This is a genomic window from Pseudarthrobacter sp. NS4 (genome assembly GCF_024758005.1).
Lineage (GTDB): Bacteria > Actinomycetota > Actinomycetes > Actinomycetales > Micrococcaceae > Arthrobacter.
On sequence record NZ_CP103288.1, the window covers coordinates 3,746,812 to 3,766,797 of the forward strand.

Sequence of the window (19,986 nt, forward strand, 5' to 3'; positions counted from 1 at the left end):
GAAACACGGAAACGACCGACAGTACTTGCCGTGGCGGCCGATTCTCGCTCTGAAAGCGCCGCCGGTATTCCGTGGCCTCGTGGAGAAGGCGAAGTTTTGCCGCACCGTAACCACGTTCCCGAATCGGCAGTCGGCGGAGATCTGGTCTATCTACAGGTCAGTGGTCTCGAGCAGCCGCCGGGCAGCGTCCAGGCGGCGGGCGCGGATCCAGGCTGCCGGCGTCATCCCCGTTGCTACCCGGAAGGCACGGAAGGCGGGGACAAAAGCTCGTCAACGACGCAGGTTTCGCTGACGCAAAGACCGTGCACACGACACTTTTTGCGCTGCTGGAATCGAACTGGGCAGCCGTGGCCGATACTGGCACGTGGACCAGTGCCCTGGAAACGAGGCAGGTCCTCACAAGGAGCGGTCCCGGGAGCTCCGCCGTTGCCGTGCCGAACTGGTCCCCCGAGCGTAACCAGCAGGCCTGGGCTTCCCACCTGTCTTTGCCCGTGGGAACGCCCAGGAACACCAGCAGCAATCGCGCCGTTGCATACACGGGGACCAAGCCCCACCGAACCTCAAGGACTTGATACATGAAGGGGATTCTTCTCGCCGGCGCGATCGTGAGTGAGGTGACGGCGTCCCTCTCCTTGAAGGCGGCCCTTGATGATCCTGCTTTCTTCATCGTGGTGGTTCTCGGTTATTCCGCTTCCTTCGGCTTCCTCACAGGAGTCCTCCGCAAAGGCCTCGGTCTTGGAGCCGCCTACGGCATCTGGGCCGCGTTGGGAGTGACACTCACCGTGCTGCTGGCCGCCCTCATCTTTGGCGAAGCGCTGACACCGATACGCTGATTGGCGTCGCCATGGTCATCGGCGGCGTGCTGTGCGTTGAACTCGGATCAGCCAAAGAGCCGGCGGAAGAACCCGCACAAGACATGGTCCGCTCATGATGTGGCTGTTGCTGACGGCGGCAATCCTCACCGAGGTGCCGCCACCCTCTTCCTGCGCGTTGCCTCCACCGGCAAACGCCGCTGGTACGTACCGGTCGCCATCGGATACTTCCTGGTGTTCACGCTCCTCACCCTGACCCTGCAGCAGGGAATGAGCCTCGAGGTTGCCTACGGCATCTGGGCCGCTGCCGGCGTCGCACTGACAGCCCTGGCAAGCCGTGTCTTCTTCAAGGAGACAATCACCCCCGTCATGATGCTGGGCCTCGGCCTCATCATTGGCGGCGTACTGCTCATCGAGCTGGGAGCAGCCCACTACTAGACGCAAACGTGGATGCGGCCGCCGCCGTCCAGCAACCCCACCAGGCGCTCCGGTTGGAGCATCGTGCCACTCCGGCGGTCGACGTTCATTCCGGGTCGTTTGCCCCCCACGACCAGACCGTGTTCAATTCTATGACTCGTCGCGTCTTCGGCAGAGGACTTGGTGCCTATAGGGCCGGGGCTTCGTGGCCCCGGCCCCTATTCCTGGATGTGATCAGGGTGTGCGGATGGGCTCTTCTGCAGCATGGGCGGTCCGCTTATCAAATACGAACGATCCGACTTCCTGTTCGGCCTGGTTATGGATGGAAAGGTCGATGCCGGAGCGGTCCCGCACGAGTGAGACGGCCACGAGGGAGATGAGCGTCATCCCTACGAGGTACAGGGAGACGGCGTCTGTTCCGCCTGTGGCCTGGACGAGGGCTGTGGCAATGGTGGGGGCAAAGGCGCCGCCGAGGATTGCACCCAGGGCGTAGGAGATGGAGACGCCGGAGAAGCGTACCGAGGCGGGGAACATCTCCGAATACAGGGCTGCCTGCGGCCCGTACGCCAGGCCCAGGCCTACGGCGAAGATGGTCATGGCCAGGTAGAGCATCGGCAGGGACCCGGTGTTGATCATCCAGAAGAGCGGGAAGCAGGCCAGCAGCTGGGCGCCGAAGCCCAGGAAGTAGGTGTTCTTGCGGCCAATCCTGTCCGAGAGGTAGCCGGCGAGGTAGGTGAAGGCAAGCCATACTGCAGCACCGTAAGTGACGGCGACGAGCACGTCAGTGCGTTCATGACCGACGGCGGGGCCGGAGGCGTAGCTGGGGATGAAGCCGCCGGTTGCCATGTAGCCTGCGGCGTTGTTGCCAGCGAAGATCAGGGCGGCGACAATCACCAGCAATCCATGGCGGCGGAACAGTTCCACGATCGGTACCCTGGGCTGCTTTTTGGCTGCAGCGATTTCCTGGAAGACCGGGGATTCGTCCACCGCGCGGCGGACGAAGTAGCCGACGACGATGAGGACGATGCTCAGCAAAAACGGTACGCGCCATCCCCATTCGAGGAAGGCCGCGCCCGGGGAAATTACACCGGTCATGAGCGCTGTGACGCCGGTGGCCAGCAGCAGCCCCAGCGGCACGCCCAGCTGGGGGAAGGCCCCGGCCCGGCCGCGGCGGTCGCGCGGGGCGTGCTCAACGGCCATCAGGACGGCCCCGCCCCATTCACCGCCGGCGGAGATGCCCTGCAGGATCCTCAGCAGCAGGAGCATGATCGGGGCGACCACACCCGCCGTCGCATAGGTGGGCAGGAAGCCGATCAACGTGGTTGCGGCGCCCATGAGCACCAGGGTCATCACGAGCATGGCGCGGCGGCCGATCTTATCGCCGTAGTGCCCGGCGAGGAAGGCACCGAGAGGCCGGAAGAGGAAGCTGATGCCGACGGATGCAAATGACAGCAGCAGGCCGATGGATTCGCCGGCCGGTTCGAAGAACAGCTGGGCGAACACCAGGCCGGCGGCCGTGGCGTAGATGAAGAAGTCGTACCATTCAACGGTGGTGCCGATGACGGTAGCGAAGGCGACACGACGTTGGTTCGCCTTCGAACTGTGGGTGGACGTGCTCATGATTCTCCAGTGGGTGTGAGCGGTTATGGAGTGCTGCCGGTGGTGCTGACTGCGGTTGTTTAGCTGTTGATCAAGGCTGCGGGCACGCTCGGCAGTGCCGCAGGGGGAACCTCCGCTGGCCGGCGGTTTTGCAGGAGCGGGGCAAAGAAGGCACCCAGCTCGGCGGTTTCTGTCAGGGGCAGGACGTTGGCCACGTACTGGTCGGGGCGGACCACCACGACGACGCCGCCGCGGTCCAGGGCGCGGAGTTCGAAGATGTCAGCCTGGGGATCGGTGGCGTAGACCTTCTCGTAGTCGGTGAGCTTGAACGGGCCCACCTGAGGTTTAAAGACAGCGGGAACGGCACCGAGGTCAACGGCCGTGTGCGGGTGCTGGTAGATCACCTTGACGTCGAACCAGGCGTCAGGATCAGCGTCCGAGGGCGTTGCGGCCAGCGGTGATTCCGGCGAGTTCGCGAGCCACTCGGCGAATGTGTCCGTGCCTGACCCGGTGCCCGGAAGCGCGGAATCGGCGAACACGTAGATCCGCCAGCGGCCGTCGGCCTTGGCATGATGGCCCAGGTGGATGGGGTTGGTGTCGCCAACGCGGACCACGGGTGCCGATTTGAAGCGCTTGCCAACGGGAAAGCCCGTGGCCAGGCCCTGGTGTTTCGCCGGGGCCACCAGCATTGACGGCGCGTATTTGGTCATGAACCCGGCCGGGAACTCGGCGGTGCGCACATAGAAGTCTTCGAGGTCCGAGGGATTCTCGAACTCCTCTGGCCTCTTGGCCATGAGGGTGGACCACTGCTTGTCGAAGTCGATGAGGTTCTTCGCCACCACCTGGCGCTCTTCGGAGTAGGTGCTCAGCAGGTTCTCGGGGCTGCGGCCCTCGAGCACGTGCCCCAGTTTCCAGGCGAGGTTGAAGCCGTCCTGCATGGAGACGTTCATGCCCTGGCCTGCCTTGGCACTGTGGGTGTGGCACGCATCCCCGGTGATAAACACGCGCGGCGTCCGTATCCCGCGCTCCTCCGGCAGGACGTCGTCGAACCTGTCAGTGAGGCGGTGCCCCACCTCGTAGACGCTGTGCCAGGCGACGTTGCGGACGTCCAAGGTGTAGGGGTGGAGGATGTCGTTTGCCGTGCGGATGATCTCCTCGATGGAAGTGCTGCGCACTGCGCCCTTGTTGTTCGGGTCCACCTCGCCGAGGTCCACGTACATCCGGAAAAGATGGCCGCCTTCGCGCGGGATCAGCAGGATGCTGCCGCCCGTACCCGATTGGACCGCGCATTTGATGCGGATATCGGGGAAGTCGGTGACCGCCAGAACGTCCATGACGCCCCAGGCGTGGTTGGCCTGATCCCCGGCAAGGGTGCAGCCGATGGCCTCCCGCACCTTGCTGCGGGCACCGTCCGCGCCGACCACGTACTTGGCACGGACGATGCGCTCCTGCCCTTCATTGGGGCCTGATGTGTGCAGAAGGGTCACGGTGACGGGGTATTCCCCTTCTTCGGCCACGTTGAGGGAACGGAACTCGTACCCGTAGTCGGGTGACATGCGGGTGGGCGATTTGGCCATGAACTCGGCGAAGTAGTCCAGCACACGGGCCTGGTTAACCACGAGGTGGGGGAACTCGCTGATTTCGATGGGGTCATCCGGGGTGCGGGCAGTGCGGATGATGCGGGAGGGGTCAGCGGGGTCCGGTTTCCAGAACACCGTCTCGGTGATCCGGTATGCCTCGGCGATGATTCGCTCGGCGAAACCGAAAGCCTGAAAGGTCTCCACTGTGCGGGTCTGGATTCCGTCGGCCTGGCCAATGGCGAGCCTGCCGGGGCGGCGCTCCACGATGCGCGTGGTGACATTTGGAAACTGGGACAACTGCGCGGCCGCGAGCATGCCGGCAGGTCCTGTGCCGACAATCAACACATCGACCTCGTCCGGAAGCTCAGCCGGCCTGTTGATGCCGACGCCTGCTGCCGGTTGGACCCGGGGGTCTCCGGATACGTAACCGTGATGGTGAAACTGCACCGATTCCTCACTTCGTTGTAAGCGGTAAGCGTCTGGGTTCGTAGAACCGGACGCGTGGTATTTGAGTCGAACGTTGGGGGAACGTGGGACTACCCAGGTTGAAGGTGGCCTGAAGTCCTAGGGACGAGGCGGGTGGTGTTGTAGGAGTTTCCGCAATAGTTCAGCCAGGATCGCCGCCTCGGTGGTTGTCAGGCCGGCCGCCCAATCGCTTTCACGCAAACTGTTCTTGCGCGCGAGCTCTGCTACGCGTGACTCCCCCAGGGGAGTGAGCCGAACAAGTATTTTGCGCTTGTCTGTGCTGTCTGCCTCGCGGGCCACCAGCCCATACTTCTCCAAGGTGTTGAGCAGGCTCGACATGGAAGCTGTTGAAACGCTGGAAAGCCGTGCCAGCTCATTGGGATACCCCGCTCCAACAGCTCGAACTGCGAAGAGGAGCCTGAAAGCAGAAAAACTCAGGCCTGCAGGGCGGTGGATGCTGACTTCGAGGTCGGTTGTGATCCGGTTGGCCAGACGTATCAGGTTGAAGCAAAGGGCCATGGCGGCGGCATCGAACTCGGGAAACATCTCTCCCATGGAGTCGTTCGCAAGCTTTTCGAATTCGGTGCCACGGAGTTTTTCGTCCCCTGGGTTTGTCGGCTCGCTCATCGGTCGGATCGAAGCTCCTTTTAGTCCTGCATGCTCCTGGGCTACTGATGCCCTGCGTTTACAGCGCGAGCCGTCAGTACCTTCAGCTCTAATTTACTAGAAGTCTAGCTAAATCGCAACGGCTTTCTCTAAGTCCTGGCGGCGTAGTCCCCTTGTAGTCCTCAAACTGTCCGCGAAGACAAGTACTGGCAGACCCCGTAGGAACAAATCCTTCCGTAGAACTGTTAGACATCTAGTGATCGCAGCAGCCGGTTGGTTTACCCCCCGGGGCCAAACCAGTCAGCGGCAGATCATAGGCAAAACCGGTCAATTAGGTCGGTTTAAACAGTTTTACAGTTGTTTCGGCAAAGGGCACAGTTGGAAATGAGACCTCCGACACGCCAGTGGAGGCAGACGAAAGGCCCATCGTGACCATCACATCCTTGAAACCCTATGTAGTGACTCTGGGTACAGCCGGCGGGCCCCGCTGGTGGACAGGCGCCAACGCGGGGAAACGCGCAGGTATCGCAACCGCTGTCGTCGTTGGAGATGCTGTATATCTCGTGGATGCCGGCAGCGGGGTAGGTAACCAGCTGATGAAGGCCGGCTTCTCGGTGGGCAACCTCCGGGGAATCTTCCTTACCCATCTGCATTCTGACCATTGCATTGATCTGGCCAGTCTCGCAATTTTCGGGCTCTTCACCCTTCGCCCCGACCAGGAGCCAATCAGGATCATCGGACCCGGTGACCGTGGTGCACTGCCGCCCACATCGCCTCGAGCCGTGACTCCGCCGAAGCCACTCTTTCCGGATCACCCGACGCCCGGCACGAAGGCCATGTTCGAACATCTCATGCGCGCCTACGGAACCGACTTGAACGACAGGGTCATAGACGCGCTGCGTCCCTCACCCTTGGACCGTTTCACGGCCTCGGACATAGAACTTCCGCCCGGGACTGGTTATGACCCAAATTCAAACCCGACACCCCAAGGCATGCTTCCCTTTGAGGTCTATCGGGATGAACTGGTGACCGTCACAGCAACGTTGGTGGAACATCCGCCGGTTGCCCCGGCCTTCGCCTTCCGCTTTGATACCGCAGAAGGATCCGTAACAATCTCCGGGGATACCGCACCCTGTGAGAATCTCGTCCGACTCGCTCGCGGGACGGATTTGCTGCTTCACGAGGCGATCGATTTCGACTGGGTATCCCAAGCGTACGGAAATGTGGGAACAGAAGAAGCGCAGGCCTCGATGGACCATCACCGCCGGTCCCACACCTCGCCACTGGATGCGATCGCGTTGGCAGACAAAGCGGGTGCCGCCCGGTTGGCACTGCACCACCTGGTTCCCGGCACAACTCCCAAATCGGTCTGGCTCTCCCACGCCGAAAAATTTACTGGCGAATTCCTGGTCCCGGACGACCTGGACGTAATTTCTTTCTCCGCCATCATCGGCAACGCCGCCGATGATGCTCCCCACACTGAAGTAGAAATGGCATCTACCCCATGAAAACACCGGTAAATATGACCTCTTCAGCCCAGTTGGACGCTCCGGAAAGCCTGAAAGAAACAGGCTTTAACACCCCCCAGATGCGGCGCATCCTGGCGTCATCCTTCATCGGCAGCGCCATCGAGTTCTACGATTTCATCCTCTACGCAACCGCTGCCTCGTTGGTGTTCAACAAGGTGTTCTTCACCAACCTGGATCCCGCTGTAGCCATCTTCGCCTCGTTCGCCACCCTGGCGGTAGGCTACCTGGCCCGTCCGCTTGGCGGCATCGTTTTCGGCCATTTCGGCGACAAGCTGGGGCGTAAGGGTGTTCTGATCACCTCCATGCTCATGATGGGCATCGCCACCACCCTGATCGGGCTGCTGCCTCCGACCGCCCAGGTGGGCATGCTGGCCCCAGTTGCACTGATCGTGCTGCGCATAGTGCAAGGCCTTGCAGTGGGCGGCGAGTGGGGCGGCGCCATGCTCATGGCTCTGGAGCATTCGCCCAAGGAGCGCCGCGGCTTCGCCGCGAGTTTCGCCAACATGGGCGGCCCGGCAGGTGCTGTCCTGGCCACCCTCGCTGTTTCGGCCGTCTCGGTGCTGCCCAACGATCAGTTCCTTAGCTGGGGCTGGCGCATTCCATTCCTCATCAGCATCGTCCTGATCGCCATCGGCCTGGTCATCCGGCTCAAGGTTTCAGAATCCCCGCTGTTCCTGGCACTGGAGAACAAGGCCGAGGAAAAGAAGATCCCGCTTATGGAGGTCCTCACCAAGTATCCGATGAGCGTCATTAAGGGCACCCTCGTAGGGATGAGCTCCTACACCGTCCAGGGCCTGATGACCGTCTGGGCCATCTCCTTCGTCGTCGACAGCGCAGGTATGGACCGAACTGCTGTCCTGAACGTCAAAGCAATTGGCGCGACCTTGACCGTCGTGGGCATCTGGTACGCCGCCCGCTACTCAGACAAACTGGGCCGACGGCCTGTCATGTTCGCGGGTATCATCGCCGGCGCAGTCATGGCGCTGCCCATTATGTGGATGCTGGAACTGGGCGAACTGTGGCTCTTCGCCATCGCACTGTTCGTGGCCAACGGCATCATCCAGGCCGCGATCTTCGGGCCCTTCGGAGCGTTCTCCGCAGAGCTGTTCCCCACCCGGATCCGCTACACCGGCGCCTCCTTGGTCTATCAGCTCTCGTCAACCCTGGGCGCCGGGTTCACGCCAATGATCGTCAGCGGACTGGTGCTCGCAACAGGCGGAGCGCTCTGGCTGACCGGCGTCGTCTGGGCGGCGACCTTCGTGATCGCCGGGCTTTGCCTCCTGAGAGTCAAAGAAGGCAAAGACCAGGACCTTAGCGCCGAGAACATAAAACAATAACGCCGCCTAAGGAGCGGGAGCCGGTTCACGCCTTACGGTTGACCGGTTCCCGCTCCTTTCTGTCTCCGGCCTCTACACAGAAATCGATAAACGCACGCAACCGCAGACTGAGCCGATCGGATTGCGTGTACGCCACACAGATGTCGCTATGGCCCACCTTGCCCTCGATCTCCAGGATGGCCAGCGGCATAGCGTCATAACTTAGGTTGACGGGAGGACGCTGAACCAGGACGGTATAGCCAAGTCCCCTGGCCACCATGCCGCGCACCGCCTCAAGGCTGCTGGACTTCCACGCGATTTTCGGATCCAAGCCCGACATACGTAAATTGATCAGCTGATTTTCTCGAACCGAGGGGATGTCCAGCGAAACAAAATCCTCGTCGGCCAGCTCCGCGAGGCGAACACTCGTCCGTTTTGCGGCCCAATGGTCGCCGGCGACGAGTACATAGGGCCGGCCCGCCATTACGGTGGTGGATTCCACTCCGGGAATGAGGTGCCTTGTATGCGTCAAAACTGCGTCCAGGTAGCCGCTCAGCATTCGCTCTTGCAGCTGGGCGCCGTCCCCTTCAGTCAAGGTCACGTCAAGCCCAGGGTTTGGCTTCACAAAGCCATGCGCAATCTCAGGCAGCCAGAACGCGGACAGGCCGGTATAGCAGCCAATGGTCAAAGGCCCCACCAACCCCTGCTGCCGTTCAATAACACGTCCCTGAACTTCTTCGGCATGCCGCACCAAGGCTTGGGCATCGCGGAGGAAATAGGTACCGACCGCAGTCAATACGACCCCGCGTGCCCGATGACGAACAAGCAGCTGGGAACCGACAACACGCTCCAACTCCGTAATTGCCTGGGACATCGCGGCCTGGGAGATATGCGAGGCCGCGGCAGCCGCCGCGATTGACCCGTGATTAGCGACCGTAACGAAATACTGCAACTGCTTCAGGGTGTAATCCAGCACCATCTCAGCGTACTGCCGGGATGCTGAGCCGGATGTAGGGTGTCACCCAGCGTCGATCCTGGTGAACTTTGGTGATAACCGCGAGTTCTGCTCCAGCTGAAGGATATGCCCCTGCAGTGTCCTTCAAATCCTTGCGAGGCTCCTGGTCCAAGGGCTCACCGGAGAAGTTGGGCGGGTTCTCAGGCAGCGTAGCCCCCGCCAGTCGGGAGATCCAGCTCGCTGGTCCCCCTCTCGCAATTAAGGCCGACGTGGTGGAGTGGCGGACTTTACTCCTGCACGCATATCGGCACTGCTTGGTTGGACACTGCTTAGCTCACTTCATACTGGTCTTTTCCGGCTGTAGACTGCGGCACCGCAACGAAGACGACGGCGGGATGTCCCGCCGTCGTCTTCCCCCAGGGGGAGGCTGGCCCTCCACGTGGCATTAGCGTGCCGCGGTGGCCGGCTGTTCCTGGAAGGCGGGTACGACATGCTCGATGAAGAGCTCGAGTGAGCGCTTCTTCTCTTCGTGGGTAAGGCTGTTGTCAGCCCAGAAGCTGAACTCGGTTACGCCGAGCGCCTCGTAGCGGCGGAGACGCTCGATGACCTCACTGGGCGTCCCGATCATCGCAGTCTGGTGGAACGATTCCGGCGTGAATTCCGGACGGTCGGCAAACTTCTCTTCAGGGCTGGGCTCGAGGAAGCCGTTTTTCGGAGTGGTCTTGTTTCCGAACCAGGCATCGAATGTCCGGTAGAACTTTTGGATGGCCTCGGCCGGGCGCCGCCATCCCTCGGGCTCGTCTTCCGAGTGGACATGCGTGTGGCGGAGCACCATGAGGTCCGGGCGGGCAACGCCGGGGTTGTTTTCCACAGCGGTGTTGAACTTGTTGGCAAGGTCTTCGACTTCCTCGTCGCCCTTCATGAGCGGGGTCACCATGACGTTGCAGCCGTTCGCGACGGCGAACTCGTGCGAGGAGATGTCGCGGGCGGCGATCCACATGGGCGGGGTGGGCTTCTGGATCGGCTTGGGGACGCTGGTGGAGGTGGGGAACTGCCAGACTTCGCCGTCGTGTGCGTAGTCACCTTCCCAGAGCTTGCGCACTGCCGGGACGAGCTCGCGCAAGTGCTTGCCGCCGTCGACTGCGGACATGCCGCCCACGAGCCGGTCGAACTCGAACTGGTACGCGCCGCGGGCCAGTCCCACTTCCATCCGGCCGTTGCTGATGACATCCAGCAGAGCTGTTTCGCCGGCCACGCGGAGCGGGTTCCAGAACGGCGCGATGATCGTGCCCGCGCCGAGCCGGATGCGCGAGGTGCGTGCCGCCAGGTATGCGAGCTGGGGCATGGGGCTCGGGGAGATGGTGTACTCCATGGAGTGGTGCTCACCGATCCAGACGGTGCTGAATCCGCCGGCTTCGGCGATGAGCGTGAGTTCCGTCAGGTTCTCGAACAATTCCTGGTGCGAGACGGACTCGTCCCAGCGTTCCATGTGGACGAAGAGGGAAAAGCGCATTAGTGACTCCTTTGTTCTGCGGCGGCGTTCTGCGGTGCTTCATTGAGTACTGCGTCCTGGGCCGCGGCGTTGCGTTCGGCGATGGTCTGGTTGCCGCGGGACCAGTGTTCGTGCTCGATTTCGCGGACTATGACGGTGGTGTTGTCCGGAACCGCACCCACAGCGGTCTCTGCCGCGCGGTGAAGCCCGGCGATGAGTGCGCGGAGCTGCTCCGGGGTCCTGCCCCGGGCTATGGAGACTTCAATGAGAGGCATGGGTGGCTCCTTCAGCTGCGCAGGACGAAGGGGTCGGACACGGGTCCTTCGTCGGTGTTGATCCAGATGCTCTTGAGCCGGGTGTATTCGTGCATGGATTCGAGCCCATGTTCGATGCCCACACCCGAGTTTTTGAAGCCCTGCCGTGGTGACATGGGGGACATGGCGCGGTAGGTGTTGACCCACACTGTCCCTGCCTCCAGCCGGCGGGCCATCCGGTGGGCTCGGGCGAGGTTCTGCGTCCAGACGCCGGCGGCCAGGCCGTACTCAGTATCGTTGGCCAGGCCTACCACCTCGTCCTCCGAGTCGAAGGGCATGATCGCGGCGACGGGGCCGAAGATCTCCTCCCTCACCACACGCATCGAGTTGTCAACGTCGGTCAGGACAGTAGGCGAGAAGAAGAACCCCGGAAGATCGATCTCGGGCCGGCGGCCTCCTGTCCGGACCGTTGCACCCTCACTGACGCCAAGGTCGACGTAAGAGCTGACCTTGTCCAGCTGTGCACCGAAGGCAAGGGGTCCGAGCTCGGTCGTGGCCAGGAGCGGGTCACCGATGATGATCGATGCGGCCCGTTCTGCGACCCGTTCAACAAGTTCGTCGTAGACGCTGCGGTGGGCAAAGACCCGGCTTCCCGCGATGCAGGTCTGCCCTGCTGCGGCAAAGATCCCGGCGATGACACCCATAGCGGCATTCGACACATCGGCATCGTCGAACACAATGTTGGGGCTCTTGCCGCCGAGTTCAAGGGTTGAGCCGATGAAGCGTGAGGCAGTCTCTGCGGCGATGCGGGCTCCGGTCTGCGTGGACCCCGTGAAGGAGATTTTGGCCAGGTCGGGGTGGCTTACCAGGGCAGCCCCGGCCTCCTGGCCGAAGCCCGTGACGACGTTCACCACGCCGTCGGGGAATCCTGCCTGTGAGGCCAGCTCGGCGACGCGGAGGATGGTCCGCGAGGTGTACTCGCTGGGCTTGATGACCACGGTGTTGCCGGCCGCGAGGGCGGGGGCGAGTTTGGAGGTGGTCAGCGTCAGCGGGGAGTTCCATGGAGTGATTGCCCCGACGACGCCAAGCGGTTCGCGCTGGGTGTAGTTGAGCATCGTGAGCGAATTCGTGGGGATCTGGCTGCCCTGGACCTTGTCCGCTAGCCCGGCGTAGTAGTACAGGTACTCGGGCAGGCCGGCGAGCTGGCCGCGCATCTCGCGCAGCAGCTTGCCGTTGTCGAGGGTCTCAAGCTCGGCGAGCTCCTCGGCGTGCTCGCCAATGAGGTCACCGAGGCGGCGCAGAAGGTGCCCGCGCTTCGTTGCTGTAAGGTCACGCCAGAGCGGTGACTGGAACGCGTTGCTTGCCGCTGCCACGGCCCGGCGCACGTCCTCCTCGCTCCCCCGGGCGGCTTCATAGAGAACCTCGAGCGTTGCGGGGTTGGTGCTGGCGAAGTATTCCCCGCCGGCGGGAGCAGACCACGTACCCCCGATGAAGTGGTCGAGTCGAACAGTCATGCGCGTTCTCCTTCGGAATCTTTAATGAACTCATTGATTGCCCGGGCCAGGACGTCAGCGTCCTGAACGGGCAGCATGTGCCGGGCACCAGGCACGATGACGGCCTTTGCGCCAGGGATTGCTGCGGCAAGCCGCCTGGTCATCTCCGGTGTCGAGCCCGGGTCGTGCTCGCCGGTGATGGCCAGTGCCGGCACCTCGATGCGGCTGAGCTCGTTGCCGATCACCCCGTCCCCCAGAGCGAAGACACGGTAAGCGTGCACAAAGGACTGCACATCATTTGCCTCCAGGGTCCGGCGGGTGGCTTCCACGACGCTTTGAGGCACAGCCGTCCCTGAGTACCAGCGGTCGATCGACGCCTCAACCGTCGCGGGAAAGTCCGCTTCGGCCGATGCCAGCCGGGCACTTACCGCGCTGCGCTCGGCATCCGTGCGCTGGCACACGGAACTCACGCAGGTAAGGGTCTTGACCCGGTCTGGATGAAACCTCGCAATGTGCTGCCCAATCAACGCGCCCAGTGAGAAGCCCACGAGGTGGGATCGTTCAGGGAGGCGCGTGAGCACGTCGTCGGCCATGTCTCTAAGGGTGGCCGGTCCCGTCAGCGGTGGCTGCTGTCCGTGCCCCGGCAGGTCGATGGCTATCGACTCACGCCCGAGGGCATCCTGGACTGGTGCCCACATGGCTGCATTGAGCCCGACCCCGTGCAGGAAGGCAACCGGTGTTTCCTGCGTTTGTGTCATTGTTCTGTGGTGAGGGGCGCAAGGCGCTCCTGGGGCCGGCCCTGCGCGGAGGCCGCAAGGGCAACGAGAATTTCACCGGGATGGGGAGCGTCGGCAATCCTGACCTCGACGGTCTGGTGGTGGGAGCGGATGGTCGCGTCCGTGATGTGCTTCATCGGGATGTCGAACACAGTGCCGGCCGGCGCGCGTTTCTCGACGGCGGGCAGCAGGGTGGTTGCGGAAGCGGCCTTGCGGTAGTGGTCGCCGAATTTCAGGGTGTGGATCAGGGCCGAGCCGTGCTCCACCTCCCCTTCGATGCCCACAATGGCTGCCTTGCCATAGGCCTCGACCGGGGCGCCAAGGGCTTCGATGACCTTTGGAGTAAGGAGGGCGCCAAGGTCCGAGGCTGTTGCATCGATGCCGTGACTGAGGTCCTCGACGAAGCCCTGGCCTGCCCAGGGGTTTTCCACGACGGCGATAGCGACGGCGATGCGGGCTCCTGGCGTAACGGGACGCCCGCCCTCGGTCAGGATTTCTTCGGACAAAGTAACGATCTTGCGGATATTCACGGCAGGATTCCCTCCAGTATTTCAGCGGTTACGGGGCGGTCAGTTGTTCGATCGCCAATGCGGGGATGCGGACGCGACCCCGTGGACGCGGCGGCAATGACGACGATTTCATCCGGGTGGGGCGCATCGCTCAGGCTCAGCGTCAGGGTTTGGTAGTGGCTGCGGGTGGACGCGGCCTCTTTGTGCCACATGGGCACGGCGATGGAGGTTCCTGGTTCCGCGCGGTCGTCCGAGAAGGACAGGATTGACGTCCCTTCGAGGAACTCGCGGACAAGGTTGCCGAAGAACGGTGTGTGGATCAGGGCCGCGGCGTGCTCGACCTCACCGTTCAGCCCGACAACGGCCGATTTGCCGAACGCCTCGATTTGTCCGGCGCCGCCCAAGGCGGCGGTGAGGCGGTCGGTGAGGACCTTCGCCAGCACCGGAGCGATCCGTTCGGTCTCGGCCGCAAGGTCCGTCGAGACCGGCAAGCCGGCCCAGGGGTTACGGATGATGGCGGCTGCGGCCGCCCTGGTCACGCTGGTTGGCAGCGAACCCTGACCGTCACGCAGCAGTTCTTCCGTGAGCACGGTAATCTTCCGGACACCGACCCGCCGGGCGAGCTCTTCCATCAGAGGTGCTTGGTGAAGGTCGGTTCCGTCAGTGGCAAGGGAAGTCAGGGTTGTATCAGGCACGGTTCAGGTCCTTCCATCGGAAGCCAATGGCAGTCAGGGAGCACACAGTGCACGTCCTTTCGGTTTCTCCGCCGCGAAGGGCGGTTCGCTGTTATGGCGGCAATGCCGCGTTGGCCCCGCTCACGAGGGATGGAGCCAGCCAAAATTTCAGTTCCCGGCCACTTCGGGGGCTTCGGGCGCTTCGATGCGTGCCGCGGCAAGGCTTGAGGCATTGACGTGGCCGCGCATGGCCAGTTCGGCACCGGTCGGATCCTTTTCCAGGATCGCTTCCAGAACCGACTGATGCTCACGGATGGAGGCCCGCATCCGGGCAGGGCGCTCAACGGTCTCCAGAACGATGCGGTGGTACGCGAGCTGGTTCATCAGGCGTCCGTAGTGCTCGCGGAGCTTTGAGTTATCCGAGCCGTTCACGATGGTCCAGTGGAACTCGTGGACCAGTTCGGCATACTTAGCGCTGTCACGTCTACGCTCGGCGCCCTCTGACGCCTCAATGTTGCGTTTGAGCCGTTCCAGCTCCGGCACCGGACCACGCCGGGCGAGCAGGCTCGCTGCCAGGCCCTCAAGGCTTTCCTTCAGCTGGAACAGTTCGACGATTTCGCGCCGCGTGGGTATCCGGACGAAGGTACCAACCTTTGGCCGTATCTCAACCAGGCCTTCGTTTTCCAGCTGCTTGAGCGCCTCCCGCACAGGTGTCCTGCTCACGTCGAACTCTTCAGCCAGGAACAGCTCCGGAAGAGGAGCGCCGGGAGGGTACTCGCCGCTGAGGACGAGCTTGCGCAGCTTTTCGAGGAGGCTTACCTGGTTCCCGTTCGGCTGCTCTTGTGTTTTTGCCTGAAGCGTCTCTTGCATGCATCAAACCTACGTTGCATACAAGCAGGACGTCAAGGCATTGCTGCTATTCCTTGCTGTTGCACCATTTTTCGCGCAGGGTGTTGACGTGAATCACAGTTAGATTTACGGTTGTGGCATGCAACAGACAATCAACCACACCTTGACCGCAGCTTGGACCGCAGCCTGGGACGAGGGTGACGTCAGTGCTTTCGACGCGATCGTCACCGCCGACTACCAGCGTGAGAGCGCCGGCACGAAGAAAATCACCGGCCTGAAGGAGCTCCAGCAGGAAATCCTGGAAGTCCGGGCGGCATTCCCGGACCTCACCACACGCATCGACAAGGTCATCGCAGACGGCGACGATGTAGCAATCTTCTGGACCACCACCGGCACATTCACGCATCCGCTTGGTGGAGTTCCGCCCACAGGACGTGTCGTGGAGACCCGCGGATCGAACGCCCTCACGCTGCGCGATGGCCGCATCGCTTACGAGCGGGTCACCTGGGACTCCGCGGAACTCCTGGCCGACCTCGGAGTTCCGTCCCTCCACTCAGCATTCGAGGACGATTCATCGAATGTGGTGGTGGATGAATTGACCGGGAACCTTCCGCCGGACGTCATGAAGGGCTTCAACCGGCAGTTCATTACAGGTGTCACCGTTGTGACCACCATCGACGAGGACGGCAAGCCCCGCGGCCTTGCCGCCAACTCCTACGCTTCAATTTCGCTGGACCCGCCGCTCGTTCTCGTGTCTGTCCAGAAGACGTCGTCCACCTACCCGGCCCTGTTCCGGTCGGGACACTTCGGGATCAACATCCTCAGCAACGAACAGCACGACACGGTACGGACGTTCGCTTCAAAGACTCCTGACAAATTCGCCAACATTGAATGGCATGCAGGGCCCAAAGGTGTGCCACTGATCGACGGCTCGGCCGCCTCCCTCGAGGCCGAGATCAAGGAACGGTTCCAGGCGAAGACCCACACGATCTTCGTCGGCCGGGTCCGGCACGCTGAGGTAGCTGACGTAGCCCCCATGATCTACAAGGCAGGGCAGTTTTTTGACGGCGCGCGCCTCGAGGAACTCTGAGCGCACCACCGCACAGCCGCCCGGATCTGCCGGCCCCCAACGGACTGGTCCGGGCCCTCAACGTCCCTCATTCGTGAAGGCCTCCCGAACCCCAACCTATGCAGCCCACTGCAACCTGGAGCACCCATGACCCACATCAAAACTGCCGAGGACCTGATGGATGAAACATCCCCCGGCATGGGCGACAACAGCAAGGCATCAAACTCCCCCGCTGCCCCCGAGCACACAACCGAAACCGCCATGGCCCAAGCTGACCGCCTCCGGCACAGGCCCGGGGCAGTCTTCTGGACATCTGTCGGCCTCATCGGCGCGTTCACCGCCTGGGCATCACTGGCCCCCGAAAACCTGAGCGGCGTTATGACCGCGGCAATGAACTGGGTCGCTGAGAGCGTCGGCTGGAGCTACCTGGTTGTGACCCTCGGCTGCATCGGCCTGCTCATCTACATTGCCCTCAGCAGGTTCGGAACTATCCGCCTCGGCGCCGACGACGCAAAGCCCGACTTCAGCACCTGGTCCTGGCTTGCGATGATCCTGTCCGCGGTGATGGGAATCGGCCTCGTCAGCTACGGTGTCGCCGAGCCCATCTCGCATTTTGCTTCACCTCCGCACGGCCTGGCCGAGGCCGGCACGATGGAAGCCGCGGTCCGCGCCATGCAGTTCTCCTACTTTGACTGGGGTCCGCACGCCTGGGCCGTGTTCGGGGTCTTCGGCCTCGCCATCGCCTACTCCACACACCGCCGCAACAACGCCGGACTGGTGTCACCGATGCTGCGCCCGGTCTTCGGCAACCTGGTTGACGGCTGGTTCGGCAAGATGATCGACATCTTCGCCATCATCGCCACCCTCTTCGGAACAACGACGTCACTTGGGCTCGGTGCTTCACAGATCGGTGAAGGAGTCGATCGGGTGTTCGGCATTCCCTCCAGCCTTATAGGCCAAATCCTGATCATCGCCGTCATCACCGTGATCTTCACACTCTCCGCGCTCTCCGGCGTGCACCGCGGCATCAAGTACCTGAGCCAAGGCACCATGGTCCTCTCTGCCGGGCTGGCCCTCTTCGTGCTGTTCACGGGACCAACCAACTTCATCTCAAACCTGTTCTTCCGGTCCCTTGGCCAGTACTTCACCGAATTCTTCGCGGTGAGCCTGCTGACCCCCAGCACCCCCGAAGACGTCCAGTGGATGCAGTGGTGGACCTACTTCATGATGGCCTGGTGGCTCAGCTGGGGTGCCTTCGTCGGTGTCTTCCTCGCAAAAATCTCCAGGGGACGCACCGTACGCCAATTCATCGCAGGGGTCATGATCGTCCCCAGCATCGTGTTCTTCGCCTGGTTCACCATCTTCGGCGGCACGGCAATCAAGTTCGACATGGAAGGCGGAGGCCAGATCGGGGCCGCAGCGCTGGAGAACGTCAACTCGGCGTTCTTCGCCACCCTCGCCGAACTCCCACTTTCCGGCATGACCTCGGTGGTAGCAATCTTCCTGGTCGTGATGTACTTCGTCTCCGGCGCCGACGCGAACACCTACGTCCTCAGCATGATGTCCTCCCGCGGCACACTCAAACCCACCAAGCCAGTCCTGACAACCTGGGGCCTGCTCACCGGCCTGTGCGCCGTCGTGCTCCTGATCGTCGGCGGCCTGGGCGCACTCCAGCAGGCGGCCATGCTGTCGGCACTGCCATTCACCGTGATCGTCGCCCTCCTCGGCTACGGCCTGGTAGTAGAGCTGAGGAAAGACCCCCAATTCCATGGCACACGCGCACTAACCCAGCGCGACCTCAGCCGCATCCTCAAACCGGAGGCGTAGCACCACTGAAGGCAGGTGATGGCGGCGGGAGCACCCCGCCGCCATCACCGCGTTAACTTCCTGCTCTTGCCTGAATACTGCCTGAAACGCGCAGACACTGCGGCCACGACCCCTGAGCACGACATTGTTTCTTCAAAGGAGACCTTCGAATGACCACTTACCCCGCAATATCCCCTGCCATCTCGTCCGAGCGTGAAGCCTCCCTGCTTGCGTCCGTCCCTACCGGCCTGTTGATCGATGGGCAGTGGCGGGACGCGTCCGACGGCGGCACATTCGACGTACACGACCCCGCCACCGGGGAGGTACTTGCCACCCTCGCCTCCGCAACCAGCGAAGATGCGGTCGCCGCTTTGGACGCCGCAGACGCCGCCCAGGCGTCCTGGGCCCGGACCGCGCCCCGGGTGCGGGCTGAGATCCTGCGCCGCGCCTTTGACCTGGTGACCGAGCGGGTCGAGGACTTTGCCCTGCTGATGACCCTGGAAATGGGCAAACCGCTGGCCGAAGCCCGCGGCGAGGTCACCTACGGGGCCGAGTTCCTGCGCTGGTTCTCCGAAGAAACGGTCCGCGACTACGGCCGCTACCTCACCACCCCCGAGGGAAAGAACAAGATCCTGGTCCAGCACAAACCCGTCGGGCCCTGCCTGCTCATCACGCCCTGGAACTTCCCGCTCGCGATGGCCACCCGCAAAGTCGCTCCCGCCGTGGCCGCCGGCTGCACCATGGTCCTCAAACCAGCCAAACTCACCCCCCTCACAGCCCAATACTTCGCCCAAACCATGCACGACGCCGGCCTGCCCGCCGGAGTCCTCAACGTCGTCTCCTCCGCCTCCGCCTCCGGGATCTCCGGGCCGCTGCTGAAAGACTCCCGCCTGCGGAAGGTCTCCTTCACCGGCTCCACCCCGGTCGGCAAACGGCTCATGGCCGACGCCGCCCAGAACGTGCTCCGCACCTCCATGGAACTAGGCGGCAACGCACCGTTCATCGTCTTCGAGGACGCAGACCTGGACAAAGCCGTCGAAGGAGCCATGGCCGCCAAGATGCGCAACATGGGCGAAGCCTGCACCGCCGCCAACCGCTTCCTCGTCCACGAATCCGTCGCACAGGAATTCACCGCCAAGTTCGCCGCCGCCATGGGCGCCCTGACCACCGGCCGCGGCACCGACCCCACCACCCAGGTCGGCCCCCTCATCGATTCCGGAGCACGCGATGACGTCCACGCCCTCGTGGCCGCCGCCGTCGACGCCGGAGCCACCGCTATCACCGGCGGGACACCGGTGGACGGGCCCGGCTACTTCTACCAGCCCACCGTCCTCGGCGGCGTGCCCAACAACGCCGCGATCCTGGGCCAGGAAATCTTCGGACCCGTCGCCCCCGTCACCACCTTCGCCACCGAAGAAGACGCCATCCGGCTGGCCAACGCCAGCGAATACGGACTCGCCTCCTACCTCTACAGCCGCGACCTCAACCGGCTCCTGCGCGTGGCCGAACAGATCGAATTCGGCATGGTCGGCTTCAACGCCGGCGTCATCTCCAACGCCGCAGCACCCTTCGGCGGCGTCAAGCAATCAGGCCTCGGCCGCGAAGGCGGCACCGAAGGCATCGCCGAATACACCACCACCCAATACATCGGCATCGCCGACCCCTACGCCGACTGACCCGCCCCACGCCAAAAGCGCCTGCCGGCCCTCTCATTAAAAGGGGCGGCAGGCGCTTTCTTTTCGGACCCATCAGTGCTGCTTACATAAGGCTGTTATCAGTGGTCAA

Annotated in this window: 17 protein-coding genes and 1 pseudogene; 7 read left to right on the forward strand and 11 right to left on the reverse strand. The window is 62.9% G+C overall.

The window, feature by feature from the left end:
• The first annotated feature begins 575 nt into the window (after window positions 1–575).
• Both NXY83_RS17710 and NXY83_RS17715 read left to right on the forward strand, forming a co-directional pair.
• Window positions 576–833, forward strand: coding sequence for a DMT family transporter (locus NXY83_RS17710; protein ID WP_309484095.1), 258 nt, complete (start codon window positions 576–578; stop codon window positions 831–833).
• A gap of 94 nt (window positions 834–927) precedes the next feature.
• Window positions 928–1,250: pseudogene (locus tag NXY83_RS17715) on the forward strand (DMT family transporter).
• Window positions 1,251–1,463: 213 nt separating this feature from the next.
• Here the strand turns inward: NXY83_RS17715 and NXY83_RS17720 are convergent.
• From NXY83_RS17720 to NXY83_RS17730, 3 genes are all read right to left on the reverse strand, one after another.
• A complete protein-coding gene (locus tag NXY83_RS17720) occupies window positions 1,464–2,849 on the reverse strand; it encodes an MFS transporter (RefSeq protein WP_258803524.1) in 1,386 nt (461 codons plus the stop codon).
• A gap of 59 nt (window positions 2,850–2,908) precedes the next feature.
• Window positions 2,909–4,855, reverse strand: coding sequence for an FAD-binding monooxygenase (locus NXY83_RS17725; RefSeq protein WP_258803525.1), 1,947 nt, complete (start codon window positions 4,853–4,855; stop codon window positions 2,909–2,911).
• Window positions 4,856–4,972: 117 nt separating this feature from the next.
• Window positions 4,973–5,500: a MarR family winged helix-turn-helix transcriptional regulator gene (locus NXY83_RS17730; protein WP_258803526.1), complete on the reverse strand. Its 528-nt coding sequence runs from the start codon at window positions 5,498–5,500 to the stop codon at window positions 4,973–4,975.
• Between the two features lie 437 nt (window positions 5,501–5,937).
• On the opposite strand from NXY83_RS17730, the gene NXY83_RS17735 reads away from it, so the two are divergent.
• A complete protein-coding gene (locus NXY83_RS17735) occupies window positions 5,938–6,987 on the forward strand; it encodes an MBL fold metallo-hydrolase (RefSeq protein WP_258803527.1) in 1,050 nt (349 codons plus the stop codon).
• A gap of 14 nt (window positions 6,988–7,001) precedes the next feature.
• Window positions 7,002–8,345 (forward strand): MFS transporter, encoded by a 1,344-nt coding sequence (locus NXY83_RS17740; RefSeq protein ID WP_258803528.1) that lies wholly within the window; start codon window positions 7,002–7,004, stop codon window positions 8,343–8,345.
• Window positions 8,346–8,370: 25 nt separating this feature from the next.
• Here the strand turns inward: NXY83_RS17740 and NXY83_RS17745 are convergent, their stop codons facing one another.
• The 8 genes from NXY83_RS17745 to NXY83_RS17780 all read right to left on the reverse strand — a co-directional run bounded on the left by NXY83_RS17745 (window position 8,371) and on the right by NXY83_RS17780 (window position 15,347).
• The gene (locus NXY83_RS17745) at window positions 8,371–9,303 is read right to left on the reverse strand and encodes a LysR substrate-binding domain-containing protein (RefSeq protein ID WP_258803529.1); all 933 of its coding nucleotides are present in this window, start codon (window positions 9,301–9,303) and stop codon (window positions 8,371–8,373) included.
• A gap of 421 nt (window positions 9,304–9,724) precedes the next feature.
• The gene (locus tag NXY83_RS17750) at window positions 9,725–10,792 is read right to left on the reverse strand and encodes an LLM class flavin-dependent oxidoreductase (RefSeq protein ID WP_258803530.1); all 1,068 of its coding nucleotides are present in this window, start codon (window positions 10,790–10,792) and stop codon (window positions 9,725–9,727) included.
• The gene (locus NXY83_RS17755) at window positions 10,792–11,046 is read right to left on the reverse strand and encodes a tautomerase family protein (protein WP_258803531.1); all 255 of its coding nucleotides are present in this window, start codon (window positions 11,044–11,046) and stop codon (window positions 10,792–10,794) included. The genes NXY83_RS17750 and NXY83_RS17755 overlap by 1 nt, the downstream gene beginning before the upstream one ends.
• Window positions 11,047–11,057: 11 nt before the next feature.
• Window positions 11,058–12,539 carry an aldehyde dehydrogenase gene (locus NXY83_RS17760; RefSeq protein ID WP_258803533.1) on the reverse strand — a complete coding sequence of 494 codons (1,482 nt, stop codon included), beginning with the start codon at window positions 12,537–12,539 and terminating at the stop codon, window positions 11,058–11,060.
• A complete protein-coding gene (locus NXY83_RS17765) occupies window positions 12,536–13,276 on the reverse strand; it encodes an alpha/beta fold hydrolase (protein WP_258803534.1) in 741 nt (246 codons plus the stop codon). The genes NXY83_RS17760 and NXY83_RS17765 overlap by 4 nt, the downstream gene beginning before the upstream one ends.
• The gene (locus NXY83_RS17770) at window positions 13,273–13,824 is read right to left on the reverse strand and encodes an amino acid synthesis family protein (protein ID WP_258803535.1); all 552 of its coding nucleotides are present in this window, start codon (window positions 13,822–13,824) and stop codon (window positions 13,273–13,275) included. Before NXY83_RS17770 ends, NXY83_RS17765 begins: the two co-directional genes overlap by 4 nt.
• Window positions 13,821–14,498 carry an amino acid synthesis family protein gene (locus NXY83_RS17775; RefSeq protein ID WP_258803537.1) on the reverse strand — a complete coding sequence of 226 codons (678 nt, stop codon included), beginning with the start codon at window positions 14,496–14,498 and terminating at the stop codon, window positions 13,821–13,823. The genes NXY83_RS17770 and NXY83_RS17775 overlap by 4 nt, the downstream gene beginning before the upstream one ends.
• A gap of 147 nt (window positions 14,499–14,645) precedes the next feature.
• Complete coding sequence (locus NXY83_RS17780) at window positions 14,646–15,347, reverse strand: GntR family transcriptional regulator (RefSeq protein ID WP_258803538.1); 702 nt, start codon at window positions 15,345–15,347, stop codon at window positions 14,646–14,648.
• 118 nt (window positions 15,348–15,465) lie between these two features.
• Between NXY83_RS17780 and NXY83_RS17785 the strand changes: the two genes are divergently transcribed.
• The 3 genes from NXY83_RS17785 to NXY83_RS17795 all read left to right on the forward strand — a co-directional run bounded on the left by NXY83_RS17785 (window position 15,466) and on the right by NXY83_RS17795 (window position 19,877).
• Window positions 15,466–16,416, forward strand: a complete 951-nt coding sequence (locus tag NXY83_RS17785) for a flavin reductase (protein WP_258803539.1) — start codon at window positions 15,466–15,468, stop codon at window positions 16,414–16,416.
• Window positions 16,417–16,542: 126 nt separating this feature from the next.
• On the forward strand, window positions 16,543–18,222 hold the full coding sequence (locus NXY83_RS17790; protein ID WP_258803540.1) for a BCCT family transporter: 1,680 nt from the start codon (window positions 16,543–16,545) through the stop codon (window positions 18,220–18,222).
• A 149-nt stretch (window positions 18,223–18,371) separates the two neighbouring features.
• A complete protein-coding gene (locus tag NXY83_RS17795; protein WP_258803541.1) occupies window positions 18,372–19,877 on the forward strand; it encodes an NAD-dependent succinate-semialdehyde dehydrogenase in 1,506 nt (501 codons plus the stop codon).
• Window positions 19,878–19,986: the final 109 nt, after the last annotated feature.

Bases quoted from the DNA above. Each gene is read 5' to 3' on its own strand.
- NXY83_RS17760 (WP_258803533.1), bottom strand. From the start codon at position 12,539: ATGACTGTTCGACTCGACCACTTCATCGGGGGTACGTGGTCTGCTCCC.
- NXY83_RS17780 (WP_258803538.1), bottom strand. From the start codon at position 15,347: ATGCAAGAGACGCTTCAGGCAAAAACACAAGAGCAGCCGAACGGGAAC.
- NXY83_RS17720 (WP_258803524.1), bottom strand. From the start codon at position 2,849: ATGAGCACGTCCACCCACAGTTCGAAGGCGAACCAACGTCGTGTCGCC.
- NXY83_RS17740 (WP_258803528.1), top strand. From the start codon at position 7,002: ATGACCTCTTCAGCCCAGTTGGACGCTCCGGAAAGCCTGAAAGAAACA.
- NXY83_RS17795 (WP_258803541.1), top strand. From the start codon at position 18,372: ATGACCACTTACCCCGCAATATCCCCTGCCATCTCGTCCGAGCGTGAA.
- NXY83_RS17765 (WP_258803534.1), bottom strand. From the start codon at position 13,276: ATGACACAAACGCAGGAAACACCGGTTGCCTTCCTGCACGGGGTCGGG.
- NXY83_RS17790 (WP_258803540.1), top strand. From the start codon at position 16,543: ATGACCCACATCAAAACTGCCGAGGACCTGATGGATGAAACATCCCCC.
- NXY83_RS17785 (WP_258803539.1), top strand. From the start codon at position 15,466: ATGCAACAGACAATCAACCACACCTTGACCGCAGCTTGGACCGCAGCC.
- NXY83_RS17710 (WP_309484095.1), top strand. From the start codon at position 576: ATGAAGGGGATTCTTCTCGCCGGCGCGATCGTGAGTGAGGTGACGGCG.
- NXY83_RS17730 (WP_258803526.1), bottom strand. From the start codon at position 5,500: ATGAGCGAGCCGACAAACCCAGGGGACGAAAAACTCCGTGGCACCGAA.
- NXY83_RS17755 (WP_258803531.1), bottom strand. From the start codon at position 11,046: ATGCCTCTCATTGAAGTCTCCATAGCCCGGGGCAGGACCCCGGAGCAG.
- NXY83_RS17745 (WP_258803529.1), bottom strand. From the start codon at position 9,303: ATGGTGCTGGATTACACCCTGAAGCAGTTGCAGTATTTCGTTACGGTC.
- NXY83_RS17750 (WP_258803530.1), bottom strand. From the start codon at position 10,792: ATGCGCTTTTCCCTCTTCGTCCACATGGAACGCTGGGACGAGTCCGTC.